The sequence below is a fragment of the Serratia sp. SA088 genome (assembly GCF_049065515.1).
Lineage (GTDB): Bacteria > Pseudomonadota > Gammaproteobacteria > Enterobacterales > Enterobacteriaceae > Serratia > Serratia nematodiphila.
The window spans coordinates 38,549-62,397 of sequence record NZ_JBAKGW010000008.1; the positions used below are offsets into that span (position 1 = coordinate 38,549).

The following is a 23,849-nucleotide window of genomic DNA, read 5'->3' on the forward strand; positions in this document are numbered from 1 at the left end:
TAAATACAAGCCGTTGACGCATTTAGCCGTAAAGACGGCGAAAAAAACCTGTGACCGGCGTCAAAAGCCCCACTTTTTGTTATAGGATAGCCGGCGACTGTCCATTCCCATTTTCGGAATTCTGATAATGACCAAACCAGTATCTGGCCTTGACGCTGAGCAAGGCTTGCTTGGGCGCGTGTTTAAACTCAAGCAACATGGCACGACGGCGCGTACGGAAACGATTGCCGGTATCACCACCTTCCTCACCATGGTGTATATCGTGTTCGTTAACCCGCAAATTTTGGGCGCGGCGGGCATGGATACCCAGGCGGTATTTGTCACCACCTGTTTGATCGCCGCCTTCGGCAGCATCTTTATGGGCCTGCTGGCGAACCTGCCGGTGGCGTTGGCGCCGGCGATGGGGCTGAACGCTTTCTTCGCCTTCGTGGTGGTCGGGGCGATGGGCATCTCCTGGCAGGTGGGCATGGGCGCCATCTTCTGGGGCGCGGTCGGCCTGCTGCTGCTGACCATTTTCCGCATTCGCTACTGGATGATCGCCAACATTCCGGTCAGCCTGCGCGTCGGCATCACCAGCGGCATCGGCCTGTTCATCGGCATGATGGGGCTGAAAAACGCCGGCATCGTGGTGGCCAACCCGGACACCTTGGTGACCATCGGCAGCCTGACCTCGCACAACGTGCTGCTGGGGGCGCTCGGCTTCTTCATCATCGCCGTACTCTCTTCGCGTAACTTCCATGCGGCGGTGCTGGTGTCGATCGTGGTCACCACCCTGATCGGCTGGATGCTGGGCGACGTGAAATACGGCGGCCTGTTCTCGCTGCCGCCGAGCATTACCTCGGTGGTGGGCCAGGTCGATGTGGCCGGCGCGCTGAACATCGGGCTGGCCGGGGTCATCTTCTCGTTTATGCTGGTGAACCTGTTCGACTCCTCCGGCACCCTGATCGGCGTCACCGATAAAGCCGGTCTGACCGACAACCAGGGCAAGTTCCCACGCATGAAGCAGGCGCTGTACGTTGACAGCATCAGCTCGGTGGCCGGTTCGCTGGCGGGCACCTCTTCCGTGACCGCTTATATCGAAAGCTCATCCGGCGTCGCCGTCGGCGGCCGCACCGGTTTGACGGCGGTGGTCACCGGCCTGCTGTTCCTGCTGGTGATCTTCCTGTCGCCGCTGGCGGGCATGGTGCCGGCTTACGCCGCCGCCGGCGCGCTGATCTACGTCGGCGTGCTGATGACCTCCAGCCTGGCGCGGGTGAAGTGGGACGATCTGACCGAAGCGGTGCCGGCGTTTGTCACCGCGGTGATGATGCCGTTCAGCTTCTCGATCACCGAGGGCATCGCGCTCGGCTTTATCTCCTACTGCGTGATGAAGCTGGGTACCGGCCGCTGGCGTGAAATCAGCCCGTGCGTGGTGGTGGTGGCGCTGCTGTTCGTGCTTAAGATCGTCTTCGTCGACGGCCATTGACAGCCAAAGGGCCGATGGCGGTCGGCCCTGAATCCCTAGACGCCCGGCGTCGCATCCGGCGCCTGATCCAACACCCACTGCAACGGCCGTCTGAAGCGCGCCTGCCAGCTGCCGGCGGCATCCTCTCCCTGGGCGAAGTGCAGCGTCTGCACCTGATTATCCTCCCCGAACAGATTGGCGAAGTGCAACGCCAGCGCCTGCTCGCTGAAGGTCTGCCGATCGTAATACGCCATCACGATTTTCTTTTTCGCCGCCAGCGACTGCTGGGCCGGCTTGATTTCGCCGTGGGGGGCGATCAGGAGCGCGCCGGCATAATACTGCGGGTATTTCGCGAGCAGGTTGGCGGCATGCAGCGCGCCCTGGCCGCGAGCGCTGAGATAAATTCGTTGGGGATCCAGCTTTAGCTGCGGAGCCAGCTGTTGCACCGTGCGCTGCAGGGCGGTTTGGGTGCTCTCGTCGCTGTAATTTGACCAGCGGAAGCTGTTTTCCGACAGCATCTGCGTGCCGTTGATCTCGATGTAGGCCACGCCCATTTCGCCGAACAGCAGCCGCTCCTCGGGGCTGATGGCGGCGGCTTTGCCGTAGGTATGCAGGAAGATCACCGTTGGCCAGCCTGCGGGCGGCGCTTCGCCGTCCGGCACCGCGTAGCTGGCTTTGCCTTCATACTGACGGGCGTGCTGCAGATAGCGCGCTTTGGTGGCGGCCAAAATGGATTGGTAAGTGGCGGAGTGTTGGATGCTGTTGAAGGCGTCGTCCTCCAGCAGGTTGTAGTAGTACCACAGGCCGCGGTCGGCGCTCAGCTGCAGGTAACGCTCCGCCAGTTCGGTTTGCCCTTTCTCCGCCGACGACACCGCCAGCTGGTAGGGCGCCCAGACGTTGCGGCCGTCTTCGCGCATCAGCGTCAGGTACAGCGACATGGCGCCGAGCTTTTTGTCTTCCTGGGTTTGCGCGGAACGCGACAGTTGGGCGTTGAGCGCGCTGTGCGCCGGCAGCTCCAGCGGCTCTTCACCGGCGGGATAACGCATGTCTGCGGCGAAAGCGGGACTGGTGATGGAAACGAAAAATAACGCTAAAATGAAAAAATACATGATGCTATGGCTTTAATTTCAATAAATTGACGGACGTCATGTCCTGTTGCGGCACCCAGCGGGCGCCGCGAGACCTTCACTCCACGCGGCGAATAAAATCGCTGAACGCGGACAGCTGGCCGGTCAGGAAATCCAGCGTTCCCTGATCGCTCAGTTCACCGGCCTGTTCATCGACCTTGCTCTGGATCACGCCGCCCATAAACTCAGGCTTGTTCATTACCATCGCATCGAGGAACACCAGGATCTGGCGCAGATGGTATTGGCAGCGCGCGCCGCCGATCGGCCCCATTGAGCTGGTTTGAATGGCGACCGGCTTGCCGGCCAGCGGCTGATTCGGTACGCGAGACAGCCAGTCGATGGCGTTCTTCAACCCGCCGGGCACGGAATAGTTATATTCAGGGGTGACGATGATCACGCCGTCGGCCTGGCGGATCTGCTCGGCGATCGCCTCGACCGCGGCAGGGAAGCCTTCACCCTGTTGCATGTCGGCGTCGTACAGCGGGATATCGCGGATGGAGGGCAGCGCTTCAATGGTGACGCCCTGCGGGGCCAGGCCAGGCAGGGCGCGGGCCACCATGGCGTTGTAGGAGCCTTTGCGCAGGCTGCCGAGTAGAGTGACGATTTTTAGGGCTTGGTCTGACATGGTGATTCTCCCTTTCGAATGAGCAGATTCAGCGTACAACATGGGCGAATAGTAGGCTAAAGCGCGGGTCGAGAATAGGCGATTGCTCAACATTTAGCTGTCTTTACAATTTAATCCAGTAACTGGTGCGGTAAAGATCGCGTTATCCGCTTTGCGCCGCGTCAACCTGGCGTCTTCAGGCCCGTCAGTTTAACGAAGCGTGAGGATGCCGCCGGGCTGCGCGGCGAGATTTCCCCGTCTTTGTGCAGGCCGCCGCGCTCTTCATAGCGCCAGCACAGCAGGCGATCCAGCCCGGGGCTGCCGGCGCAGGCCCAGCTCAGATATTCGTCGGCGTCGCTCATCACCTGAACGTCCGGCGTGGCGCTGGAGCGCAGGTGGCCGGAGAAGGGATGCAGACGCAGCGTAGACTGGCCGCTGTTGCCGAGGCCGGAAATTTTCAGCACGCTTTGCCGAATGCTCCACAGCTGAGTCTCCGCCTCCAGCCGATCGTCCTGCGCGCCGATCCAGGCGCTTTCCGCCGGCGTCTGGTGCGCGTTCTGCAGCGCGCTTTGCCGGCTGCCGCGCGCCCGCATCACTTCGATATCCAGTCCGACTTTGCCTTCGTCGCTGAGCAGCACGCCCACGGTGTTGCTGGCATAGGCGAGGCTAAAATCGGGCAGCTGATGGTCGGCGAAGCAGGGGCGGCCGGTGGGCGTGGTGGCTATAGGGGGAAGCGTCGGCAGGCCGTACAGGTAGAACATCATTTCGGCGAGCAGAATGCGCCCTTGCAGGTAGCGCGTGCGGCGCTTAACGGAAAAGGTGCGGGTGGCGGCTATCACTTCGTCGGCGAGTCTCTGGGTATCCAGGACAGCGGAGGCCGGGGTCCATCGGGCAAAATGACACGCCATTGTTCGCTCCATGACAGAGGGTCGCTAAGAACGCAGGGGGGTTAGATTAAGACTAAGTTGAGGATTTATCATCAAAAAACACTATGCGTTTTATCCGATTTGTTGCCGATTTCAGTGATGAACGGCGCAGGCGTTATTCCAGGATCCAGCTATCGCCGGTGGCCGGCGCGATACCTTCCGGCAGCCATAGCCGGCCCCACGCGCCGGTACAGTGGCAACCCATGATCTTTTCCGGCTGGTGCTGCCGTAAAAAACGGCGGACGCGCCAGAGCGTGCGCGGGGAAGCGCAACGCAGATGAAAACCGCCAATCAAGGCGTGGATCCGATCGATCCCGGTGATTTTCTGGCAGTGGCGCACGATATTCACAATCCCGCGATGCCCGCAGCCGGTCACGATCACCAGACCGCGATCCGATTTGTAAATCAGCACCCCTTCGTCGATAACGTAATCCACCGCCGCGTTTTCCCCGGTAATCACCCCGTAGGCGCGCGGTGCGGGCACGGCGATTTCACCTGACCACATAAAGCGATCGCCGATCGCCAGCGGCTCGCGGCTGTAGTGCATGTTATGGCGCGAGTAGTCGATGTCCAAAGAGAGTTTTTTGATTTTGTGGGTGTGGCCCAGCACCTTCAGCGCCGCATAGCGCTCATCGCCGACCTGCGGGTGGCAGATGATGCGGCTGTTGTCCGGCAGCCAGGCGACGCCGCCGCAGTGGTCATAGTGGCCGTGGGAGAGCACCGTCGCGGTGATACGGGAGAGATCGACGCCCATCAGCGCCGCATTACGCAGGAAGCTGTCGTCGGGGCCGGTGTCGAACAGTATGGAGGTCGTCTCGTCCTCAATCAGCAGGCTTAACCCGGCCTTGGCCTGCAATAGCGGGTTGGCGCCGGCGGCGCGGCGGTTTTCCAGCAATACCTTGAGGGTTAACGCCATGTTGACTCGTTCCTGAGAAAGACACCTGACCGTCCAGTATATCGCGGGCAGTTGCGGCGGCGCTGTGAGCCAGCGCGCAGAGCGAGAGCGGGAAAGAAAAACGGCCGGAACAGGGGGCCCCGGCCGTGAAGGCCTCTGGCAGCGCGTTATTTACCGATACAGAAGCTGGAGAAAATGCGGCCTAGCAGGTCGTCGGAGGTGAATTCGCCGGTGATTTCGCTCAGGGCCAGCTGCGCCTGGCGCAGTTCCTCGGCCAGCAGCTCGCCCGCGTAAGCGCTCACTAACTGTTCTTTGCCCTGCACCAGATGCTGCGCCGCCAGTTCCAGCGCCTGCAGGTGGCGACGGCGCGCCAGGAAGCCGCCTTCCATGTTGCTGGTGAAGCCCATGCTCTGTTTCAGATGATCGCGCAGCACATCGACGCCTTCGCCGGTGCGGGCCGACAGGCGAATAAGTGAGTGGTTATTCACTTCCGTCAGGCCCAGCGTTTCACCGGTGATGTCGGCTTTGTTGCGCACCACTGTGATCGGCAGCGTGCCCGGCAGGCGCGCCATAAACTCCGGCCAGATCTCCGCCGGCTCGGTGGCGGCGGTGGTGGTGCCGTCCACCATAAACAGCACCCTGTCGGCTTGTTCGATCTCGTTCCAGGCACGTTCGATGCCGATACGCTCCACTTCGTCGCTGGCGTCGCGCAGGCCGGCGGTGTCGATGATGTGCAGCGGCATGCCGTCGATATGGATATGTTCGCGCAAGACGTCGCGGGTGGTGCCGGCGATATCGGTGACGATCGCCGCCTCGCGCCCGGCCAACGCATTGAGCAGGCTGGATTTACCGGCGTTGGGGCGCCCGGCGATCACCACCTTCATTCCTTCGCGCAGCAGGCTGCCCTGGCGCGCTTCGCCGCGCACGCTGTCCAGATCCGCCATGACGTCGTTGAGCTGCGCCTCGATTTTACCGTCGGACAGGAAGTCGATTTCCTCGTCCGGGAAGTCGATCGCCGCTTCCACGTAGATTCGCAGGTGAGTGAGCGCTTCCACGAGCTGGTGGATGCGGGTGGAAAATGCGCCCTGCAGCGAGTTCATCGCCGAACGCGCCGCCTGCTCGGAGCTGGCGTCGATCAGATCGGCGATCGCTTCGGCCTGCGCCAGATCGAGTTTGTCGTTGAGAAACGCGCGCTCGGAGAACTCGCCGGGCCGGGCGATGCGCACGTCGGGCAGCGCCAGCACGCGCTTGAGCAGCAGATCGAGGATCACCGGCCCGCCGTGGCCCTGCAGCTCCAGCACGTCTTCGCCGGTAAAGGAGTTTGGCCCCGGAAACCACAGCGCGATGCCCTGATCGAGGGTGGCGCCGGCGGCGTCACGGAACGGCAGATAGTCAGCGTAGCGCGGCTTCGGCAGCTTGCCGAGCAACGCCTGGGCGACGTCTTTGGCCTTGCTTCCGGAAATGCGCAGAATGCCGACGCCGCCGCGTCCCGGCGGGGTGGCTTGGGCTACGATGGTATCGGTGGTGCTCATAACGGTTCTCTCTGACGATTAAGATGCAAAAAGGCGGTCTAATGACCGCCTTTGGTGTGACTGCAAGGGTCGGCGCGCCGAACCCCTACACTACGCTTAGCTTTTTTTCTTGTCGCGGCTGTGCAGACCGCGTTTTTCCAGACCACGGTAAATCAGCTGCTGCTGCAGGATGGTCACCAGGTTGCTGACGATGTAGTACAGCACCAGACCGGACGGGAACCACAGGAAGAACACTGTGAAGATCACCGGCATGAAGGTCATGATTTTCTGCTGCATCGGGTCAGTCACGGTGGTCGGCGACATCTTCTGAATGAAGAACATCGTCACGCCCATCAGGATTGGCAGGATGTAGTACGGGTCCTGCGCCGACAGGTCATGGATCCACAGGGCGAACGGCGCGTGGCGCAGTTCGACTGAACCCATCAGCATGTAGTACAGCGCCAGGAAGATCGGCATCTGAATGATCAGCGGCAGACAGCCGCCGAGCGGGTTCACTTTCTCCGCCTTGTACAGCGCCATCATCTCTTGGCTCATGCGCTGTTTGTCATCGCCGATGCGCTCGCGCATCGCCTGCAACTTCGGCTGCAGCATGCGCATTTTCGCCATCGAGGTGTACTGCGCCTTGGTCAGCGGGTACATGATGCCGCGCACGATGAAGGTGATGATGATGATGGAGAAGCCCCAGTTGCCGATAAAGCCGTGGATGAACTTCAGCAGTTTGAACAGCGGCTGGGAGATGAACCACAGCCAACCGTAATCCACGGTCAGATCCAGGTGTGGCGCCAGCTGAGCCATCTGGTCCTGCAGCTCCGGGCCGACCCACAGGGTCGCGTTCAGCTGTTGCTGAGCGCCCGGCTGCACCACGACCGGTGTAGATTTGAAGCCGATGGTGGACAGGTTGTCACCCGGTTTGGCGGTGTAGAAGGTGTTGTCACCCTTGGTCGCCGGCACCCACGCGGTGGCGAAGTACTGCTGCAGCATCGCAACCCAACCGTCTTTGGTGGTGACGCTCAGGTTTTCGTCTTTGTCGAACGCGTATTTCTGGTACTTGTCCTCGCTGGACGAGTACGCCGCGCCGCGGAAGGTGTGCAGCGCGAAGTTGCTGCTGCCGGTGTCACGGTGCTTAGGCAATTCGGTGGTCTGCTTCAGCTGGCCGAACAGGGTCAGCTCCAGCGGCGTCGCGCCTTTGTTGTCGATGCTGTAATCCACGCCGACCGCATAGTGGTTGCGTTTGAGCACGAAGGTCTTGGTGTAGATCGCGCCGTCTTTACCGGTGTAGGTCAATGGGATGCGCAGCTCGTCCTGGCCTTCCGGCAGGGTGTAGCTGTCTTGCGCCGCCTGATACAGCGGGCGTTCGCCGTTGGCCGGGTTGTCCGGGCCGTTTTTACCGGTCAGGCCGCTTTGCGCCTGATAGACGAACGACGGGGTGGTTTCCAGCAGTTGGAACGGAGTCGATGAACCCAGAGTATCCGGGTAGGCCAACAGTTTAGCCTGCTCGATATCGCCACCACGGGTGTTGATGGTCAGTGACAGCACGTCGGTGTTCACGGTAATCAGCTTACCCTGACCACTGGCTGGCACGGCCTGGCTGGCGGCATCACCGGCTACTGCGTTCGAAGTCTGTTGCGTGGTCTGTGCGGCCGGCTGCGGAGCGTTGTCCGTTTGCCATGCCTGCCAGATCATGAAAGACACGAACAGCAGAGCGATGAGGAGAAGATTGCGTTGCGAATCCATCGTTAGTATTCTCTGTTATCGTCGGTTTTTGGCGGCACCGGATCATCGCCACCTGGGTTCAAAGGGTGGCATTTTAATACGCGTTTCAATGCTAACCAACTGCCTTTTATCATGCCAAACCTGCTTAATGCCTCAATTGCGTAATGAGAGCATGTCGGCTGGAAGCGACAACGAGGCCCTAGCAGCGGGCTGATGACGAGCTGATAGGCCCGCACCAGCCCGATCAGGATGCGGGAGCCTGGCGACAGTGGCGACGCCATAATTTATCCAAAGCTTCCGTCAGCGCGCGGTTATCCAAATCCGCTATCCCCTTTTTGGCCACCACGACAAAATCCATCGCCGGTAATTCGTGCTGACGCAGGCGGAAGCTTTCGCGGGTTAGGCGTTTGATCCGATTACGCTCGTGCGCGCGTTTGACGTGTTTTTTGGCGACGGTAAGACCGATGCGGGGATGCCCCAGCTGGTTCAGGCGGCCGAGGATGGTGATTTGCGGCGTGCCAGCCCGTTGTGGCTGCTGGAAGACGAAAGTGAAATGAGTGGGAGTTAACAAACGTAACTCCCTGGGAAAAGCGAGCTTAACCACTCAGCGGGTTAGCTTTATTACTTAGAAACAGTCAGACGAGCACGGCCTTTCGCACGACGGCGGGCCAGAACTTGACGACCATTTTTGGTGGCCATACGAGCACGGAAACCGTGGCTACGGTTGCGCTTCAATACGGACGGTTGGAAAGTGCGTTTCATAGCGATTTCTACCTAAACTTAAAATAATTACTGATCAGTAAACGCGTTTGGCTACTCGGCGTGAAGATGACCGACGCCTCAATCGCAATACATAAAGAAGCGGGATTGTAATAATTGTACAGTCCTGAGTCAATTCGCATCGCGCCAGCCTACCTGGTTGTCTGCCAATAACGGAACAAAATCCGCTCTTGGCCCGTGGTCACCGCAGAATCCTGTCTGGCTAATGACGCACCATAAGGAACCAGGTATCACACGTAGGGCGAAGATTATACGGACTCGGGGTGAAATCGCAAGGATCCCCGTGAGATCCTTTGCGCGCGATCGCAGGATCCGACGTGGATAACAGGGTATAACCGGTTGACAATGTAAAAAACGCGGCGCAGCGGCCGGGATCTGCGCGGTCATTCGGCGCTGGCGGCGAAAAGATCGCCGCCGGCCGCGGCCTGTGGATAAAATGGATCTAATCTGTGAGGAAGGGGAGGATCTCTTGCGCGGATTGCGCTATGATCCGTCATTCCGATCGCGATCCCTCATGCCGGGATCGTGAGGGACACAAACCGTGAAAGGCGGTTCGCATCCCCCACAGGCAAACAGCCGATGCCGGGTATGTGTCAAAAATCATGAGTTATAAAAAAGTTGCCCGTTTCTTTTCTTTATTGATCTTGTTCGAGTGGAGTCCGCCGTGTCACTTTCGCTTTGGCAGCAGTGTCTTGCCCGATTGCAGGATGAGTTACCTGCCACAGAATTTAGTATGTGGATTCGCCCATTGCAGGCGGAACTGAGTGACAACACCCTGGCGCTGTACGCGCCTAACCGTTTTGTGCTGGATTGGGTTCGCGATAAGTACTTAAACAACATCAATGGTCTGCTGAATGATTTCTGCGGCACGGATGCGCCTTTGCTGCGTTTTGAAGTCGGCAGCAAGCCGATCACGCAGGTGATCAGCCAGACCGTGACCGCCAGCGTCAGCAGCGCCCCTGCGGCTCCGGCGGCGCGCACGGCCGCGCCTTCGCGCCCGAGCTGGGACAACGCTGCGGCGCAGCCCGAGCTCTCTTACCGCTCCAACGTCAACCCTAAACACACCTTCGACAACTTCGTCGAGGGTAAGTCCAACCAGCTGGCGCGCGCGGCGGCTCGCCAGGTGGCGGACAATCCGGGCGGCGCCTACAACCCTTTGTTTCTGTATGGCGGCACCGGCCTGGGTAAAACTCACCTGCTGCACGCGGTGGGCAACGGCATCATGGCGCGCAAGGCCAACGCCAAAGTGGTCTACATGCACTCGGAACGCTTTGTGCAGGACATGGTCAAAGCGTTGCAGAACAATGCCATCGAAGAGTTTAAGCGCTACTACCGTTCGGTCGACGCGTTGCTGATCGATGACATCCAATTCTTTGCCAACAAGGAGCGTTCGCAGGAAGAGTTCTTCCATACCTTTAACGCCCTGTTGGAAGGCAATCAGCAAATCATCCTGACTTCGGATCGCTACCCTAAAGAGATCAACGGGGTGGAAGATCGTCTGAAGTCCCGCTTCGGCTGGGGGCTGACGGTGGCGATCGAGCCGCCGGAGCTGGAAACCCGCGTGGCGATCCTGATGAAAAAGGCCGACGAAAACGACATTCGCCTGCCGGGCGAAGTGGCGTTCTTCATCGCCAAGCGCCTGCGTTCCAACGTGCGTGAGCTCGAAGGGGCGCTGAACCGCGTGATCGCCAACGCCAACTTTACCGGCCGGGCCATCACCATCGATTTCGTGCGCGAAGCGCTGCGCGATCTGCTGGCGCTGCAGGAAAAGCTGGTCACCATCGACAATATCCAAAAGACGGTGGCGGAGTATTACAAGATTAAAGTCGCGGATTTGCTGTCCAAGCGGCGTTCGCGATCCGTTGCCCGCCCGCGCCAGATGGCGATGGCGCTGGCGAAGGAACTCACCAACCACAGCCTGCCGGAAATCGGCGATGCGTTTGGTGGCCGCGACCATACCACGGTGTTGCACGCCTGCCGGAAGATCGAGCAGCTGCGTGAGGAAAGTCACGACATCAAAGAAGATTTCTCCAATTTAATCAGAACATTATCTTCATAGCGCTATGAAATTTATCGTTGAACGTGAGCATCTGCTAAAACCGCTGCAACAGGTGAGCAGCCCGCTGGGCGGCCGCCCGACCTTGCCGATCCTGGGCAACCTGCTGTTGCAGGTGACGGAAGGCTCCCTGCTGCTGACCGGCACCGATCTGGAGATGGAGATGGTGGCGCGCGTCGCCCTGTCCCAGCCGCACGAGCCGGGCGCGACGACTGTGCCCGCGCGCAAATTCTTTGATATCTGCCGTGGCCTGCCGGAAGGGGCGGAGATTGCCGTCACGCTGGAGAGCGAGCGCATGCTGGTGCGGTCCGGCCGCAGCCGCTTCTCGCTGTCCACGCTGCCCGCGGCGGACTTCCCGAACCTGGACGACTGGCAGAGCGAGGTGGAGTTCACCTTGCCGCAGGCGACGCTGAAGCGCCTGATCGAAGCCACCCAGTTCTCGATGGCCCATCAGGACGTGCGTTACTACCTGAACGGCATGTTGTTTGAAACCGAAGGCGAAGAGCTGCGCACCGTCGCGACCGACGGCCACCGCCTGGCGGTGTGCTCGATGCCGATCGGCCAGCAGCTGCCGTCGCATTCGGTGATCGTGCCGCGTAAAGGGGTGATGGAACTGGTGCGTCTGCTGGACGGCGGCGATTCGCTGCTGCAGCTGCAGATCGGCAGCAACAACATCCGCGCCCACGTTGGCGATTTCATCTTCACGTCCAAGCTGGTTGACGGCCGTTTCCCGGACTATCGCCGCGTCTTGCCGAAGAATCCGGACAAAACGCTGGAAGCCGGCTGTGATCTGCTCAAGCAGGCGTTCGCCCGCGCGGCCATTCTCTCGAACGAGAAATTCCGCGGCGTGCGGCTGTACGTCAGCCAGAACCAGCTGAAGATCACCGCCAACAACCCGGAGCAGGAAGAGGCGGAAGAGATCCTCGACGTCAGCTACGACGGCGCGGAGATGGAGATCGGCTTCAACGTCAGCTACGTGCTGGACGTGTTGAACGCGCTCAAGTGTGAAGACGTGCGCCTGCTGTTGACCGACTCGGTCTCCAGCGTGCAGATCGAAGACGGCGCCAGCCAGGCGGCGGCCTACGTTGTCATGCCAATGCGGTTGTAGTCTCGTTACCTTGAATTACAGCACCGTCATCGGTAAAGAGATTGCATGGCTCTGACGCGTTTATTGATTAAAGACTTCCGCAATATCGAGGCGGCGGATTTGGCGCTGGCGCCGGGATTCAACTTCCTGGTCGGCGCCAACGGCAGCGGCAAGACCAGCGTGTTGGAGGCGGTGTATACGCTCGGCCATGGCCGCGCCTTTCGCAGCCTGCAGGCCGGTCGGGTCATTCGCCACGACCAACCGGAGTTCGTGCTGCACGGCCGCATCGAAGGCGCGGAGCGCGAGCTGTCGGTAGGATTGAGCAAGAGCCGTCAGGGTGACAGCAAAGTACGCATCGATGGCAGCGACGGCCACAAGGTGGCCGAGCTGGCGCAGCTGCTGCCCATGCAGCTGATCACCCCCGAAGGTTTTACCCTGCTGAATGGCGGGCCGAAATTCCGGCGCGCCTTCCTGGACTGGGGCTGTTTTCATAACGAACCCGGTTTTTTCACCGCCTGGAGCAACCTGAAACGGTTACTGAAGCAGCGCAATGCCGCGCTGCGCCAGGTGAGTCGCTATGCGCAGATCCGCGCCTGGGATCAGGAACTGATCCCGCTCGCGGAGCGCATCAGCGAATGGCGGGCGGAATACAGCGACGCGATCGCCGCGGATATCACCGCGACCTGCGCGCAGTTTCTGCCTGAATTCGCCCTGAGCTTCTCCTTCCAGCGCGGCTGGGACAAAGAGAGCGACTACGGCGAGCTGCTGGAGCGCCAGTTTGAGCGCGACAGGGCGTTGACCTATACCGCGGTGGGGCCGCATAAAGCGGATTTTCGCATTCGTGCCGACGGCACGCCGGTAGAGGATTTGTTATCGCGCGGTCAGCTTAAGCTGCTGATGTGCGCGTTGCGCTTGGCGCAGGGTGAGTTTCTCACCCGGCAGAGCGGGCGGCGTTGCCTGTATCTGATTGATGATTTTGCCTCCGAGCTGGACACCGGCCGTCGCCGGTTGCTGGCCGATCGCCTGAAAGCCACCCAGGCCCAGGTTTTTGTCAGCGCGGTCAGCGCTGAACAAGTGACCGACATGGCCGGTGAAAAGGGCAAGATGTTCCGCGTGGAACAGGGTAAAATAGAGGTTCAACCACAGGACTAAAATGAGCGAGAAACGTTGATGTCGAATTCTTATGACTCCTCAAGTATCAAGGTATTAAAAGGGCTGGATGCGGTGCGCAAGCGCCCGGGCATGTATATCGGCGATACCGATGACGGCACCGGTCTGCACCACATGGTATTCGAGGTTGTGGACAACGCTATCGACGAAGCGCTCGCGGGCCACTGTAGTGACATTCAGGTCACCATCCATGCCGACAACTCGGTATCGGTGCAGGATGACGGCCGCGGCATTCCGACCGGCATTCACCCGGAAGAAGGGGTTTCAGCCGCAGAGGTCATCATGACCGTGCTGCACGCCGGCGGTAAATTCGACGACAACTCCTATAAAGTTTCCGGCGGCCTGCACGGCGTGGGCGTCTCGGTGGTTAACGCCCTGTCGGAGAAACTGGAGCTGGTGATCCGCCGCGAAGGCAAAGTGCACGAACAAACTTACAGCCACGGCGAGCCGCAGGCGCCGCTGAACGTGGTGGGCGAAACCGAGCAGACCGGCACCATGGTGCGCTTCTGGCCGAGTCACCAGACTTTCACCAACGTGACCGAATTCGAGTACGACATTCTGGCCAAGCGTCTGCGCGAGCTGTCCTTCCTCAACTCCGGCGTGTCTATTCGCCTGAAGGACAAGCGCACCGACCGTGAAGACCACTTCCATTACGAAGGCGGCATCAAGGCGTTTGTCGAGTACCTGAACAAGAACAAAACCCCGATCCACCCGAACGTGTTCTACTTCTCCACCGTGAAAGACGACATCGGCGTGGAAGTGGCGCTGCAGTGGAACGACGGTTTCCAGGAAAACATCTACTGCTTCACCAACAACATTCCGCAGCGCGACGGCGGCACGCACCTGGTCGGTTTCCGTACCGCGATGACCCGTACGCTGAACAGCTACATGGAGAAGGAAGGCTACAGCAAGAAGGCCAAGGTCAGCGCTACCGGCGATGACGCGCGTGAAGGCCTGATCGCCGTGGTGTCGGTGAAGGTGCCGGATCCGAAGTTCTCCTCTCAGACCAAGGACAAGCTGGTCTCTTCCGAGGTGAAAACCGCGGTTGAAACGCTGATGAACGAGAAGCTGGTGGATTACCTGATGGAGAATCCGGGCGACGCGAAAATCGTGGTCGGCAAAATCATCGACGCGGCGCGCGCGCGCGAAGCGGCGCGTAAAGCGCGTGAGATGACCCGCCGCAAAGGCGCGCTGGATCTGGCCGGCCTGCCGGGCAAGCTGGCGGACTGCCAGGAACGCGATCCGGCGCTGTCCGAACTGTACCTGGTGGAAGGGGACTCCGCGGGCGGCTCTGCCAAGCAGGGGCGCAACCGCAAGAATCAGGCTATCTTGCCGCTGAAGGGTAAAATCCTCAACGTCGAGAAAGCGCGTTTCGACAAAATGCTCTCTTCGCAGGAAGTGGCGACGCTGATCACCGCGCTGGGTTGCGGCATCGGCCGCGACGAGTACAGCCCGGACAAGCTGCGTTATCACAGCATCATCATCATGACCGATGCCGACGTCGACGGTTCGCACATCCGTACGCTGCTGTTGACCTTCTTCTACCGCCAGATGCCGGAAATCATCGAGCGTGGCCACGTATTCATCGCACAGCCGCCGCTGTACAAGGTGAAGAAAGGCAAGCAGGAGCAGTACATCAAAGATGACGAGGCGATGGATCAGTACCAGATCGCCATCGCGATGGACGGCGCTACGCTGCACACCAACGCCAGCGCACCGGCGCTCGGCGGCGAGCAGTTGGAAAAACTGGTGGCCGAGCACTACGGCGTGCAGAAGCTGATCGGCCGCATGGAGCGCCGCTACCCGCGCGCGCTGCTGAACAGCCTGATCTATCAGCCGACGCTGAACGAAGGCGATCTCAGCGATGAAGCCAAGGTGAAGACCTGGATCGCGTCGCTGGTGCAGGCGCTGAACGACAAAGAGCAGCACGGCAGCAGCTATGACTTCGTGATCTTCGAGAACCGCGAACGCCAGATGTTCGAGCCGGCGCTGCGCATCCGCACCCACGGCGTGGATACCGACTACAAGCTGGACTTCGACTTCATCCACGGCGGTGAATACCGCAAGATCTGCCAGCTGGGCGAGCAGCTGCGCGGGCTGATCGAAGAGGGCGCGTTCATCGAGCGCGGCGAACGCCGTCAGCCGGTAGACAGCTTCGAACAGGCGCTGGAGTGGCTGGTGAAAGAGTCGCGCCGCGGCCTGTCGGTGCAGCGTTATAAAGGTCTGGGCGAGATGAACCCGGAGCAGCTGTGGGAAACCACCATGGATCCGGAAAGCCGCCGCATGCTGCGCGTGACCGTCAAGGACGCCATCGCTGCCGATCAGCTGTTCACCACGCTGATGGGCGATGCGGTTGAACCGCGTCGCGCCTTTATCGAAGAAAACGCCCTGAAAGCGGCGAACATCGATATCTGATGCGTTAATGGCTGTGAAAATCCGCGCCGGGCGACCCGCGCGGATTTTTTTTGGCCTTTTTTGGCGCTGACAGCCGAGGCTGAAACGCGTTAGCATGAATAAAAACCACTGGGAGAAGCGTTGAATGGCTATTGAACTGATTGCGATCGACATGGACGGCACGTTGCTGGATCCGCAGCATCAAATCACGCCGGCGGTAAAGCAGGCTATCGCGGCGGCGCGGCGCAAAGGGGTGCACGTGGTGCTGGCCACCGGGCGGCCTTATGTCGGCGTGCAGGACTATCTGCGCCAGTTGGACATTCAGGGCCCCGGCGATTTCTGTATCACCTATAACGGCGCGCTGGTGTTGCGCGCGGTCGACGGCGCCTGCATCCTGCAGGAAACCCTGGGCTTCGAGGATTATCTGCACTTCGAGCAGATGGCGCGCGAGTTAGGCGTTCACTTCCAGGCGTTTGATTTCGATACCTTGTATACCCCGAACAAGGACATCGGCAAGTACACCATACACGAGGCGGAAATGACCGGCATTCCGCTGAAATACCGCAGCGTGGAAGAGATGGATCGCCAGATGCGTTTTCCAAAAGTGATGATGATCGACGAACCGGCGCTGCTGGACAGCGCCATCGCGCGCATCCCGGAGGAAACGCGCGCGCGTTACACTATCTTGAAAAGTGCGCCTTACTACCTCGAGATCTTACATAAAAACGTCGATAAGGGCGCCGGGGTGAAAATGCTGGCCGAGCACCTCGGCGTGGCGCGGGAAAACATCATGACGCTGGGGGATCAGGCTAACGATACGGCGATGATCGAATATGCCGGCGTCGGTGTGGCGATGGGCAACGCCATTCCCGAGCTGAAAGCGGTGGCGCAGTTTGTCACCAGCGCCAATACCGAAGACGGCGTGGCGCGCGCTATCGAGAAGTTCGTGCTCAACGCCTGAGAAAACGGGGCGCTGCGGCGCCCCTTTATACTTTCGCCAACACCCCTTTGGCGATCTGCAGATCCTGAATCGCCAAGCCGGTGAGATCGGCGATGGTGATGTGCTGCGGCTCGCGTCGTACCCGCCCGCCCTGCGCCAATGCGGCGCCCATTTCGACGATCGGCGTTGAAGTCAGCTTGTTCTGCCGATAAGCCGTCGCGATCTCGCCATAGTCTGTGCACTGAGCCAGCGCATCGACCAACAGCGCGTCAGCGCGGGCCACCAGCTCGGTCGCCAGCTCCTGCTTACCGGGCGCGTCGGCACCCACTGCGGTAATGTGCGTGCCGGGCCGAATATCCGCCGCCTGCAAAATCGGTTCGCGGCTGGGCGTGGTGGTGACGATCAGCTGACAGTGCGCCGCCAGCTCCGCCGCATCCTGCGTGACCCGCACCCGAAAACCCTCAGCCTCGGCATCGCGCCGATACGCCGCCAGCGCCTGTTCGTTGCGGCCCCACACCCATACCTCGCGGCAATCGGTCACCGGTTTCAGACATTGCAGCTGCAGCCGCGCCTGCAGGCCGGTGCCGACCATGCCGATCGCCTGAATATGCGGCGGCACGCACAGCTCGGCGACGATGCGGCCGGCCAGGGCGGTGCGCAGCGCGGTCAGCCAACCTTCATCTTGCAGCAGCGCCTGCGGCTCGCCGGTCTGGGCGGAGAACGCCATCATCAGCCCCTGATTGCTCGACAGGCCGTGTTCGGCATTGCGATAGAAACCGGTAGAGATCTTGACCACGAACAGTTCGTCGCCTTCCAACCAGGCGGACTTGATGCAGCAGTCGCCGGCGGCCTGCTCGAACAGGAAATGCTGTACCGGCGGCTGTTGCACCCGCTGTTGCGAGTAGGCGATAAACCCCTGCTTCAGCAGCGGCGTAATGGCCTCGGCGTCGAACGCGGCGAGGATTTGCTGCTGATTAAGGATGCGCATCGGCGATGGCCTTGAGGTATTTCTCCAGCACGATGTTTTTACCGCACAGCACCACCGCCACCTTTTTCCCCTGGTATTCCGGCGCCAGTTTGATCGCCGCCGCCAGCGCCACGCCGGCCGCGCCTTCGATAATCCAGCGATCGCTGGCGGCGATCCGGCGCATCGCGTGTTTGATCTCCGCCTCACTGACCAGCACTTTACGGTCAATCAGCTGCTGGCACAGCGGGAAGGTTACGGCGCCCGGCTCAACGCCGCCGGCGGTGCCGTCGGACAGGGTTTCTTGTTCTTCCACCGGGAAGATATGGCCGGCTTCCAGCGCGCTGTACAGGCTGGTGGCGTTTTTCGGCCAGCAGGCGATAAGCTGCGTGTTCGGCGACAGTTGCCGCAGAACGGTGCCGATGCCGGCGATATAGCCACCGCCGCCGACCGCCACGAACACCGCGTCCAGATCGGCGAGTTGTTCCACCAGCTCCATGCCGCAGGTGCCCTGGCCGGCAATGACCTGCTCGTCGTTATACGGCGAGATGTAGGTTTTTCCCTGTTCGCGTGCGGCCTGTTCCCCCGCCAGTTCGGCGTTCAGCGCGTCGCCCGGCACCAATTCCACGGTGCCGCCCAGCGCCCGGATGGTGTCGAGCTTGATGCTCGCCGCCGTCTCCGGCGCATAAACCGTGACGCCAACGCCCATCCGTTGCCCCGCCAGGGCGACAGCCTGGCCGTGGTTGCCGGTTGAGGCGGCGATCACGCCGCGCCGGCGTTGCTCGTTATCCAACAGCCGCAGCTTGTTGCTGGCGCCGCGAAATTTAAAGGAACCGGTGTGCTGCAGGTGATCGCATTTCAAATACAGCTCGCAACCCAATTGCTGTGAAAGCAGCACGCTGCGCTCCAATGGCGTGACTCGCACCTGAGGGCGCAGTTGCTGATGAGCGGAAACAATGGCATCGAAGAGGGTGTTCATACCGGCTCCAGAAAATTAATTTGGACTTAAAAATCCAGTTTGTACTTTTTTGTATTGATTGTAAACCCCGCGGCCCGACCTTCGGGCACACCGATCAGAAAACGGCAACGGTCGGCGGGAGCATTGCCGTTTTCGGTGAAAATAATCATAAACCTGTCGTTTAGCGGCACGATTTTTTATTTATTTGCGTTAAGTAAGGCGCTGCCGCTGCCTTATTCTTATAAGGGAAGTGAGAATGAAAAAATAGCGTTTGCATCACCCACCTCTATTACATTGGCGCCGTTGAGTCTCGCCGGCAGGAATTCTATCGCCTGGTCGGCCGCTTATTTCCTGCCGACGCCGTCGATCGGCTTAAATGATAAGACGCTGGAAAATAATTGCGTGATTTCGAATCGAAAAATCCTCCCGCCTCACCCTCACAGGCCATATGAAACGCTGCGGGCGATCCGGTAAGATGACGGCTCAGTGCCAGCATGTGCAGGAGAGCCGCCATGAGCCATCGGGAAAAACAACTGACTTTCGACCCTCGTGGGCATCAGTTAACCAATATCAACGTCTGGACGCCGGACAGTCAATGGCTGGCTTATGACGTGCGCCCGCGCGGCGCCTCTTTCACCGGCCTCAGCATCGAGCGTGTCAATGTCGCCAGCGGCGTGGTGGAGGTGATTTATCGCGCCCAGCACGGCGCCCACGTTGGCGTGGTCACGGTCAGCCCCGATGCGCCGGCGCGCTATGCCTTTATTCACGGACCTGAGCACCCGGACAGCGCCTGGCAGTATGATTTTCACCACCGCCGCGGGGTGATCGTCAGCGAACCGGATCGCGAGTTGGCCATCACCCTCGACGCGCTGGATATCACCGCGCCCTATACCCCCGGCGCGCTGCGCGGCGGCAGCCACGTGCACGTTTTCAGTCCGGACGGCAGCCGCCTCAGCTTTACCTACAACGATCACGTGATGCATGAACGCGATCCGGCGCGCGATCTGCGCAACGTCGGCGTGGCCGTGCCGCTGCACGGGGTTAACCCGCCAAAACAGCACCCGCGCGAGTACGACGGCAGCCACTATTGCGTGTTGATCAGCGAGACGGTGCCGCAGCCGCGGCCGGGCAGCGATCAGATCAATCGCGCTTACGAAGAAGGCTGGATCGGCCGCGAAGGCTACCGTAAGGCCGACGGCAGCCGGCAGCGCTGGGCGCTGGCATTTATCGGCGATACGTTGTCCGCCGCCGGAGAGAAGCTGTCTGAGGTGTTTATCGTCGATCTGCCGGAGAACGACGTCGACTACGCCCGGGCGGGCGCTCTGCCGCTGCAGGGGACGGAAAGCGAGCTGCCGGCGCCGCCGCTTGGCGTCAGGCAGCGGCGGGTAACCTTTACCGGGGATCGCCGTTTTCCTGGCGTGGCTGGTGCGCCGCGCCACTGGTTGCGCAGTTCGCCGGACGGCAGCCAGATAGCTTTTCTGATGAAGGACGACGGCGGCGTGGTGCAGCTGTGGACGGTGTCGCCTAACGGTGGCGAGCCGCGCCAGGTGAGCCGCAGCGAGCATGACATCCAGTCGGCGTTCAGCTGGCACCCGCAGGGCGGGACGATAGCCCTGGTGTGCGACAACAGCGTGATGCTGTGCGAGGTGGCCAGCGGTCGCCTGCAGCGTTTGACGCCGCGCAGCGTGCAGCCGCCGTCGGGGGATGCCGTGGTGTTCTCGCCGGATGGCAAGAAAGTGGCGTTTATGCGCGAGATAGCGGGGTTCAACCAGATCTTCGTGGTTGAGGCGTAAGGCGGGCCTGATGACCCGCTGCGTGCGCGATTAGTGCGTGGCGGTGCTGTCGTCGCCCTGGCCGGGATTGCCGGTCGCCGCCAAATTCTGCTGCTCGCTGCGCAGGATACGCGCTTTTGGCGAGTCTGCGGTGGCGTCGTTGCCGGATCGCAGATAGTCGTAAGGCAGCAGCACGGTATCCATCACCGCGGAGAACGGCAGATCCAGCGCCACCAGCGGCATCATCGCCCAACTGGTGTTGTCGTCCTTCAGCATGTCCACGCTGGCGCGGGTGCCGGGATAGTAACCCTGATTCGGGCCGGTATGGCTCATCACGCTGGAGCAACCGCTGGTCGCCAACAACATGCAGCCCGTCGCTATCGCTTTCATCATCGTCATTAATCCATCCTGCAGGGTTGCTGTGCCCCTAAATTAAGCTGATTTATAACATCCTGTTGCTGCTTTAAAAGAAGCAAAATCCCGCTCTGTGGCGGCTCTCTCACTTTAGTGTAAGTGGTAAAAAAAACTTTTACCTTATTGGTGCAAATTTTTTTGATCCTCGCCTGTTGAATTGATGAAAGCAACCCCCATTTTATCATCAGAGCCGAATTGAGAATTCGCCGTAAGGGAATTCTGGCTTAATTAGCCTGTCCAGAGTGGAAGGCGTATTTATTTCAACCTCGCTGAAGTGCCTTAGGAGGCTGTTTTATGCGTAATTTTGATCTTTCCCCGCTATACCGTTCCGCCATTGGTTTCGATCGCCTGTTCAACGCGCTGGAGGCTGGCCAGAGTCAGGGCAACGGCGGTTATCCCCCTTATAATGTCGAGCTGGTGGATGAAAATCATTATCGGATCGCCATCGCGGTAGCCGGGTTTGCCGAGCAGGAGCTGGAGATCACCACGCAGGACAATCTGCTGATCGTGCGCGGGGCGCACAACAATGAACCGGCAGAAAAAACCTATTTATACCAGGGCATTGCCGAGCGTAATTTCGAGCGTAAATTCCAGCTGGCCGAACATATTCAAATTAAAGGCGCCAAACTGGAGAATGGCCTGTTGTATATCGACATGCAACGCATCGTGCCGGAAACATTAAAACCGCGCCGCATCGAAATTAAATAAATTTCCGTTTCGCCGGCAGGTACGCTGCCGGTAAATATGAAGTCATGATTAGCCTGCCGTCAGGGGGCTGAATAAACACATCTCGCTTAATGAAAGGAGTTGTTCCTATGCGTAATTACGATTTATCCCCGCTTCTGCGTCAGTGGATTGGTTTTGATAAATTGGCCAGTTCAATGGGCGGCCAGGAACCCCAGGGGTTCCCGCCGTATAACATCGAGAAAAGTGACGACAATCACTACCGCATTTCTCTGGCGCTGGCCGGTTTCCGGCAGAGCGAACTGAATATTGAAGTGGAAGGGCCGCGGTTGACCGTCAGCGGTAAACCCACGCCGCCGGAAAAACAGGTCGAGTACCTGCATCAGGGGCTGGTGTGCAAAGAGTTCCAGTTGACCTTCACCCTGGCGGAACACCTGCAGGTGTCCGAGGCCAAATTTGAAAATGGCCTGTTGCACATCGATCTGGTGCGTCAGGTGCCGGAAGCCTTGCAGCCTCAGCGCATCGCCATCGGCGCGACGCCGGAGCTGGAAGCGAAATAACCGGCTGAAAAACGGCCATCATCATGCGGGGGAGATCCAAACGGATCTCCCCCGTTGCGTTATGTGGCGCACGCCACAGTCCCCTCGTCTGCCCGATGCCATAATCCTTGTTAATTGTGTGTCTTTGGCCGCAAATCCCATGTTCAACTTTGGCAAGGATGTGACCTATGAGCGATATCGCCCTGACCGTCAGCATGTTGGCGTTGGCGGCCGTCATTGGGCTGTGGATGGGGAACTGGAAGCTGTATGGCGTCGGGTTGGGCATTGGCGGCGTGCTGTTCGGCGGTATCCTGGTCGGCCACTTTGCCCAGAGCGGGCAAATCAGCCTGAATGGGGACATGCTGCACTTTATCCAGGAGTTTGGCCTGATCCTGTTCGTCTACACCATCGGCATCCAGGTCGGCCCCGGTTTCTTCTCTTCGCTGCGCGTCTCCGGTCTGCGGCTCAACGCCTTCGCGGTGCTGCTGGTGCTGACCGGCGGCATCGTGGCGGCGGGGGTACACAAGCTGTTCGACGTGCCGCTGCCGATCATCCTCGGCGTGTTCTCCGGTGCGGTCACCAACACCCCGGCGCTGGGCGCCGGTCAACAAATCCTGACTGATCTCGGTTCCGATCCGGCGCTGGTGGACGGCATGGGGATGGGTTACGCCATGGCCTATCCGTTCGGCATATGCGGCATCCTGCTGGTGATGTGGCTGATCCGGCTGATTTTCCGCATCAACATCGAGCGTGAGGCTCAGGCGTTTGAAAGCAGTCTGGGCAATCAGCGCGAGTTGCTGCACGCCATCAACGTGGCGGTGCGCAACCCCAATCTGCAGGGCATGGCGATCAAAAGCGTACCGCTGCTCAACGGTGAAGCGATCGTCTGTTCGCGCCTCAAGCGCGGGGAGCTGTTGATGGTGCCGGCGCCGCACGAGCGGCTGGAGCTTGGCGACTACCTGCACCTGGTGGGCAAACGCGAAGATCTGGAGAACGCCCGGTTGGTGATCGGCGAAGAGGTGGATGCCTCGCTGTCGACGCGCGGCACTGCGCTGCAGGTGGTGAGGGCGGTGGTGACCAACGAGCAGGTGCTGGGCAAGAAAATCCGCGATCTGAATCTGAAGCAAAAGTATGACGTGGTGATTTCACGCCTCAACCGCGCCGGCGTGGAGCTGGTGGCCGGCAGCAACGTGACGCTGCAGTTTGGCGACATTCTCAACCTGGTCGGCCGGCCGGAGGCCATCGACGCGGTGACGGCGATTGTCGGCAACGCCCAACAAAAACTGCAGCAGGTGCAGATGCTGCCGGTCTTTATCGGTATCGGCCTCGGGGTATTGCTCGGTTCCATTCCGCTGTTCGTGCCCGGCTTCCCGGCGGCATTGCGGCTGGGGCTGGCCGGCGGGCCGCTGGTGGCGGCGCTGATCCTGGGGCGCATCGGCAGCATCGGCAAGCTGTACTGGTTTATGCCGCCGAGCGCCAACCTGGCGCTGCGCGAACTGGGCATCGTGCTGTTTCTGGCGGTGGTTGGTTTGAAATCGGGCGGTAACTTCATCGATACGTTGCTGCACGGCGAGGGGCTGACGTGGGTCGGGTACGGCGCCTTGATCACCGCGATTCCGCTGCTGAGCGTCGGTATTCTGGCGCGCACGGTGGGCAAGATGAACTACCTGACGCTGTCCGGCATGCTGGCGGGATCGATGACCGATCCGCCGGCGCTGGCGTTCGCCAACGGTCTGCATCCCACCAGCGGCGCCGCGGCGCTGTCTTACGCCACCGTTTATCCGCTGGCGATGTTCCTGCGCATCATGTCGCCGCAGCTGCTGGCGGTGCTGTTCTGGACGCTGTAATCC

General features: G+C 60.3%; 23 protein-coding genes. 11 read left to right on the plus strand and 12 right to left on the minus strand.

Translation table 11 applies throughout. The annotated features are described in order from the left end of the window. The first annotated feature begins 127 nt into the window (after nucleotides 1-127). Nucleotides 128-1,465: an NCS2 family permease gene (locus ACOWVD_RS19285; protein ID WP_004933851.1), complete on the plus strand. Its 1,338-nt coding sequence runs from the start codon at nucleotides 128-130 to the stop codon at nucleotides 1,463-1,465. Between the two features lie 35 nt (nucleotides 1,466-1,500). Here the strand turns inward: ACOWVD_RS19285 and ACOWVD_RS19290 are convergent, their stop codons facing one another. From ACOWVD_RS19290 to rpmH, 9 genes are all read right to left on the minus strand, one after another. Beyond that, the gene (locus ACOWVD_RS19290; protein ID WP_197799081.1) at nucleotides 1,501-2,553 is read right to left on the minus strand and encodes a hypothetical protein; all 1,053 of its coding nucleotides are present in this window, start codon (nucleotides 2,551-2,553) and stop codon (nucleotides 1,501-1,503) included. Between the two features lie 76 nt (nucleotides 2,554-2,629). Beyond that, complete coding sequence (locus tag ACOWVD_RS19295; protein ID WP_004933859.1) at nucleotides 2,630-3,196, minus strand: NADPH-dependent FMN reductase; 567 nt, start codon at nucleotides 3,194-3,196, stop codon at nucleotides 2,630-2,632. 161 nt (nucleotides 3,197-3,357) lie between these two features. Beyond that, a complete protein-coding gene (locus ACOWVD_RS19300) occupies nucleotides 3,358-4,083 on the minus strand; it encodes a 4'-phosphopantetheinyl transferase family protein (protein WP_004933861.1) in 726 nt (241 codons plus the stop codon). Between the two features lie 133 nt (nucleotides 4,084-4,216). Continuing rightward, entirely contained in the window at nucleotides 4,217-5,017 is an 801-nt protein-coding gene (locus ACOWVD_RS19305; protein WP_049240390.1) for an MBL fold metallo-hydrolase, read from the minus strand. 146 nt (nucleotides 5,018-5,163) lie between these two features. Then, nucleotides 5,164-6,528 carry a tRNA uridine-5-carboxymethylaminomethyl(34) synthesis GTPase MnmE gene (gene mnmE, locus ACOWVD_RS19310; protein ID WP_033649555.1) on the minus strand — a complete coding sequence of 455 codons (1,365 nt, stop codon included), beginning with the start codon at nucleotides 6,526-6,528 and terminating at the stop codon, nucleotides 5,164-5,166. Nucleotides 6,529-6,624: 96 nt separating this feature from the next. Continuing rightward, nucleotides 6,625-8,262 (minus strand): membrane protein insertase YidC, encoded by a 1,638-nt coding sequence (gene yidC / locus ACOWVD_RS19315; protein ID WP_004933876.1) that lies wholly within the window; start codon nucleotides 8,260-8,262, stop codon nucleotides 6,625-6,627. A gap of 2 nt (nucleotides 8,263-8,264) precedes the next feature. Beyond that, a complete protein-coding gene (yidD, locus tag ACOWVD_RS19320; RefSeq protein ID WP_421105744.1) occupies nucleotides 8,265-8,522 on the minus strand; it encodes a membrane protein insertion efficiency factor YidD in 258 nt (85 codons plus the stop codon). Then, nucleotides 8,486-8,845, minus strand: a complete 360-nt coding sequence (gene rnpA, locus ACOWVD_RS19325; RefSeq protein WP_004933883.1) for a ribonuclease P protein component — start codon at nucleotides 8,843-8,845, stop codon at nucleotides 8,486-8,488. Before rnpA ends, yidD begins: the two co-directional genes overlap by 37 nt. A 17-nt stretch (nucleotides 8,846-8,862) precedes the next feature. Beyond that, entirely contained in the window at nucleotides 8,863-9,003 is a 141-nt protein-coding gene (rpmH, locus tag ACOWVD_RS19330) for a 50S ribosomal protein L34 (protein ID WP_000831330.1), read from the minus strand. 682 nt (nucleotides 9,004-9,685) lie between these two features. Between rpmH and dnaA the strand changes: the two genes are divergently transcribed. The 5 genes from dnaA (at nucleotide 9,686) to yidA (ending at nucleotide 16,689) form a co-directional block, all read left to right on the plus strand. Continuing rightward, nucleotides 9,686-11,080, plus strand: a complete 1,395-nt coding sequence (dnaA, locus tag ACOWVD_RS19335; RefSeq protein WP_004933889.1) for a chromosomal replication initiator protein DnaA — start codon at nucleotides 9,686-9,688, stop codon at nucleotides 11,078-11,080. A gap of 4 nt (nucleotides 11,081-11,084) precedes the next feature. After that, the gene (dnaN, locus tag ACOWVD_RS19340; RefSeq protein WP_004933892.1) at nucleotides 11,085-12,185 is read left to right on the plus strand and encodes a DNA polymerase III subunit beta; all 1,101 of its coding nucleotides are present in this window, start codon (nucleotides 11,085-11,087) and stop codon (nucleotides 12,183-12,185) included. A 45-nt stretch (nucleotides 12,186-12,230) separates the two neighbouring features. After that, the gene (gene recF, locus ACOWVD_RS19345) at nucleotides 12,231-13,316 is read left to right on the plus strand and encodes a DNA replication/repair protein RecF (protein WP_004933895.1); all 1,086 of its coding nucleotides are present in this window, start codon (nucleotides 12,231-12,233) and stop codon (nucleotides 13,314-13,316) included. An 18-nt stretch (nucleotides 13,317-13,334) separates the two neighbouring features. Next, nucleotides 13,335-15,749: a DNA topoisomerase (ATP-hydrolyzing) subunit B gene (gyrB, locus tag ACOWVD_RS19350; protein WP_004933898.1), complete on the plus strand. Its 2,415-nt coding sequence runs from the start codon at nucleotides 13,335-13,337 to the stop codon at nucleotides 15,747-15,749. 124 nt (nucleotides 15,750-15,873) lie between these two features. Beyond that, nucleotides 15,874-16,689 (plus strand): sugar-phosphatase, encoded by an 816-nt coding sequence (gene yidA, locus ACOWVD_RS19355; protein ID WP_021504165.1) that lies wholly within the window; start codon nucleotides 15,874-15,876, stop codon nucleotides 16,687-16,689. 25 nt (nucleotides 16,690-16,714) lie between these two features. Here yidA and ACOWVD_RS19360 read toward each other — a convergent pair whose 3' ends face one another. Together ACOWVD_RS19360 and ACOWVD_RS19365 are read right to left on the minus strand one after the other, a co-directional pair. Next, nucleotides 16,715-17,656 (minus strand): ornithine cyclodeaminase family protein, encoded by a 942-nt coding sequence (locus ACOWVD_RS19360; RefSeq protein ID WP_049240385.1) that lies wholly within the window; start codon nucleotides 17,654-17,656, stop codon nucleotides 16,715-16,717. Then, nucleotides 17,643-18,611 (minus strand): threonine/serine dehydratase, encoded by a 969-nt coding sequence (locus ACOWVD_RS19365; RefSeq protein ID WP_049240384.1) that lies wholly within the window; start codon nucleotides 18,609-18,611, stop codon nucleotides 17,643-17,645. Before ACOWVD_RS19365 ends, ACOWVD_RS19360 begins: the two co-directional genes overlap by 14 nt. A 39-nt stretch (nucleotides 18,612-18,650) precedes the next feature. On the opposite strand from ACOWVD_RS19365, the gene ACOWVD_RS19370 reads away from it, so the two are divergent. Then, nucleotides 18,651-19,064, plus strand: coding sequence for a hypothetical protein (locus ACOWVD_RS19370; RefSeq protein ID WP_139319725.1), 414 nt, complete (start codon nucleotides 18,651-18,653; stop codon nucleotides 19,062-19,064). A 38-nt stretch (nucleotides 19,065-19,102) separates the two neighbouring features. Beyond that, a complete protein-coding gene (locus ACOWVD_RS19375; protein ID WP_049240383.1) occupies nucleotides 19,103-20,383 on the plus strand; it encodes a DUF3748 domain-containing protein in 1,281 nt (426 codons plus the stop codon). A gap of 30 nt (nucleotides 20,384-20,413) precedes the next feature. Here ACOWVD_RS19375 and ACOWVD_RS19380 read toward each other — a convergent pair whose 3' ends face one another. After that, nucleotides 20,414-20,761, minus strand: a complete 348-nt coding sequence (locus ACOWVD_RS19380; protein WP_004933911.1) for a YceK/YidQ family lipoprotein — start codon at nucleotides 20,759-20,761, stop codon at nucleotides 20,414-20,416. A gap of 309 nt (nucleotides 20,762-21,070) precedes the next feature. On the opposite strand from ACOWVD_RS19380, the gene ibpA reads away from it, so the two are divergent. From ibpA to ACOWVD_RS19395, 3 genes are all read left to right on the plus strand, one after another. Beyond that, complete coding sequence (gene ibpA, locus ACOWVD_RS19385) at nucleotides 21,071-21,484, plus strand: small heat shock chaperone IbpA (protein ID WP_004933919.1); 414 nt, start codon at nucleotides 21,071-21,073, stop codon at nucleotides 21,482-21,484. A gap of 107 nt (nucleotides 21,485-21,591) precedes the next feature. Continuing rightward, nucleotides 21,592-22,020, plus strand: coding sequence for a small heat shock chaperone IbpB (ibpB, locus tag ACOWVD_RS19390; protein ID WP_004933922.1), 429 nt, complete (start codon nucleotides 21,592-21,594; stop codon nucleotides 22,018-22,020). Nucleotides 22,021-22,187: 167 nt separating this feature from the next. After that, nucleotides 22,188-23,846 (plus strand): putative transporter, encoded by a 1,659-nt coding sequence (locus tag ACOWVD_RS19395; RefSeq protein WP_049240382.1) that lies wholly within the window; start codon nucleotides 22,188-22,190, stop codon nucleotides 23,844-23,846. Nucleotides 23,847-23,849 lie beyond the last annotated feature (3 nt).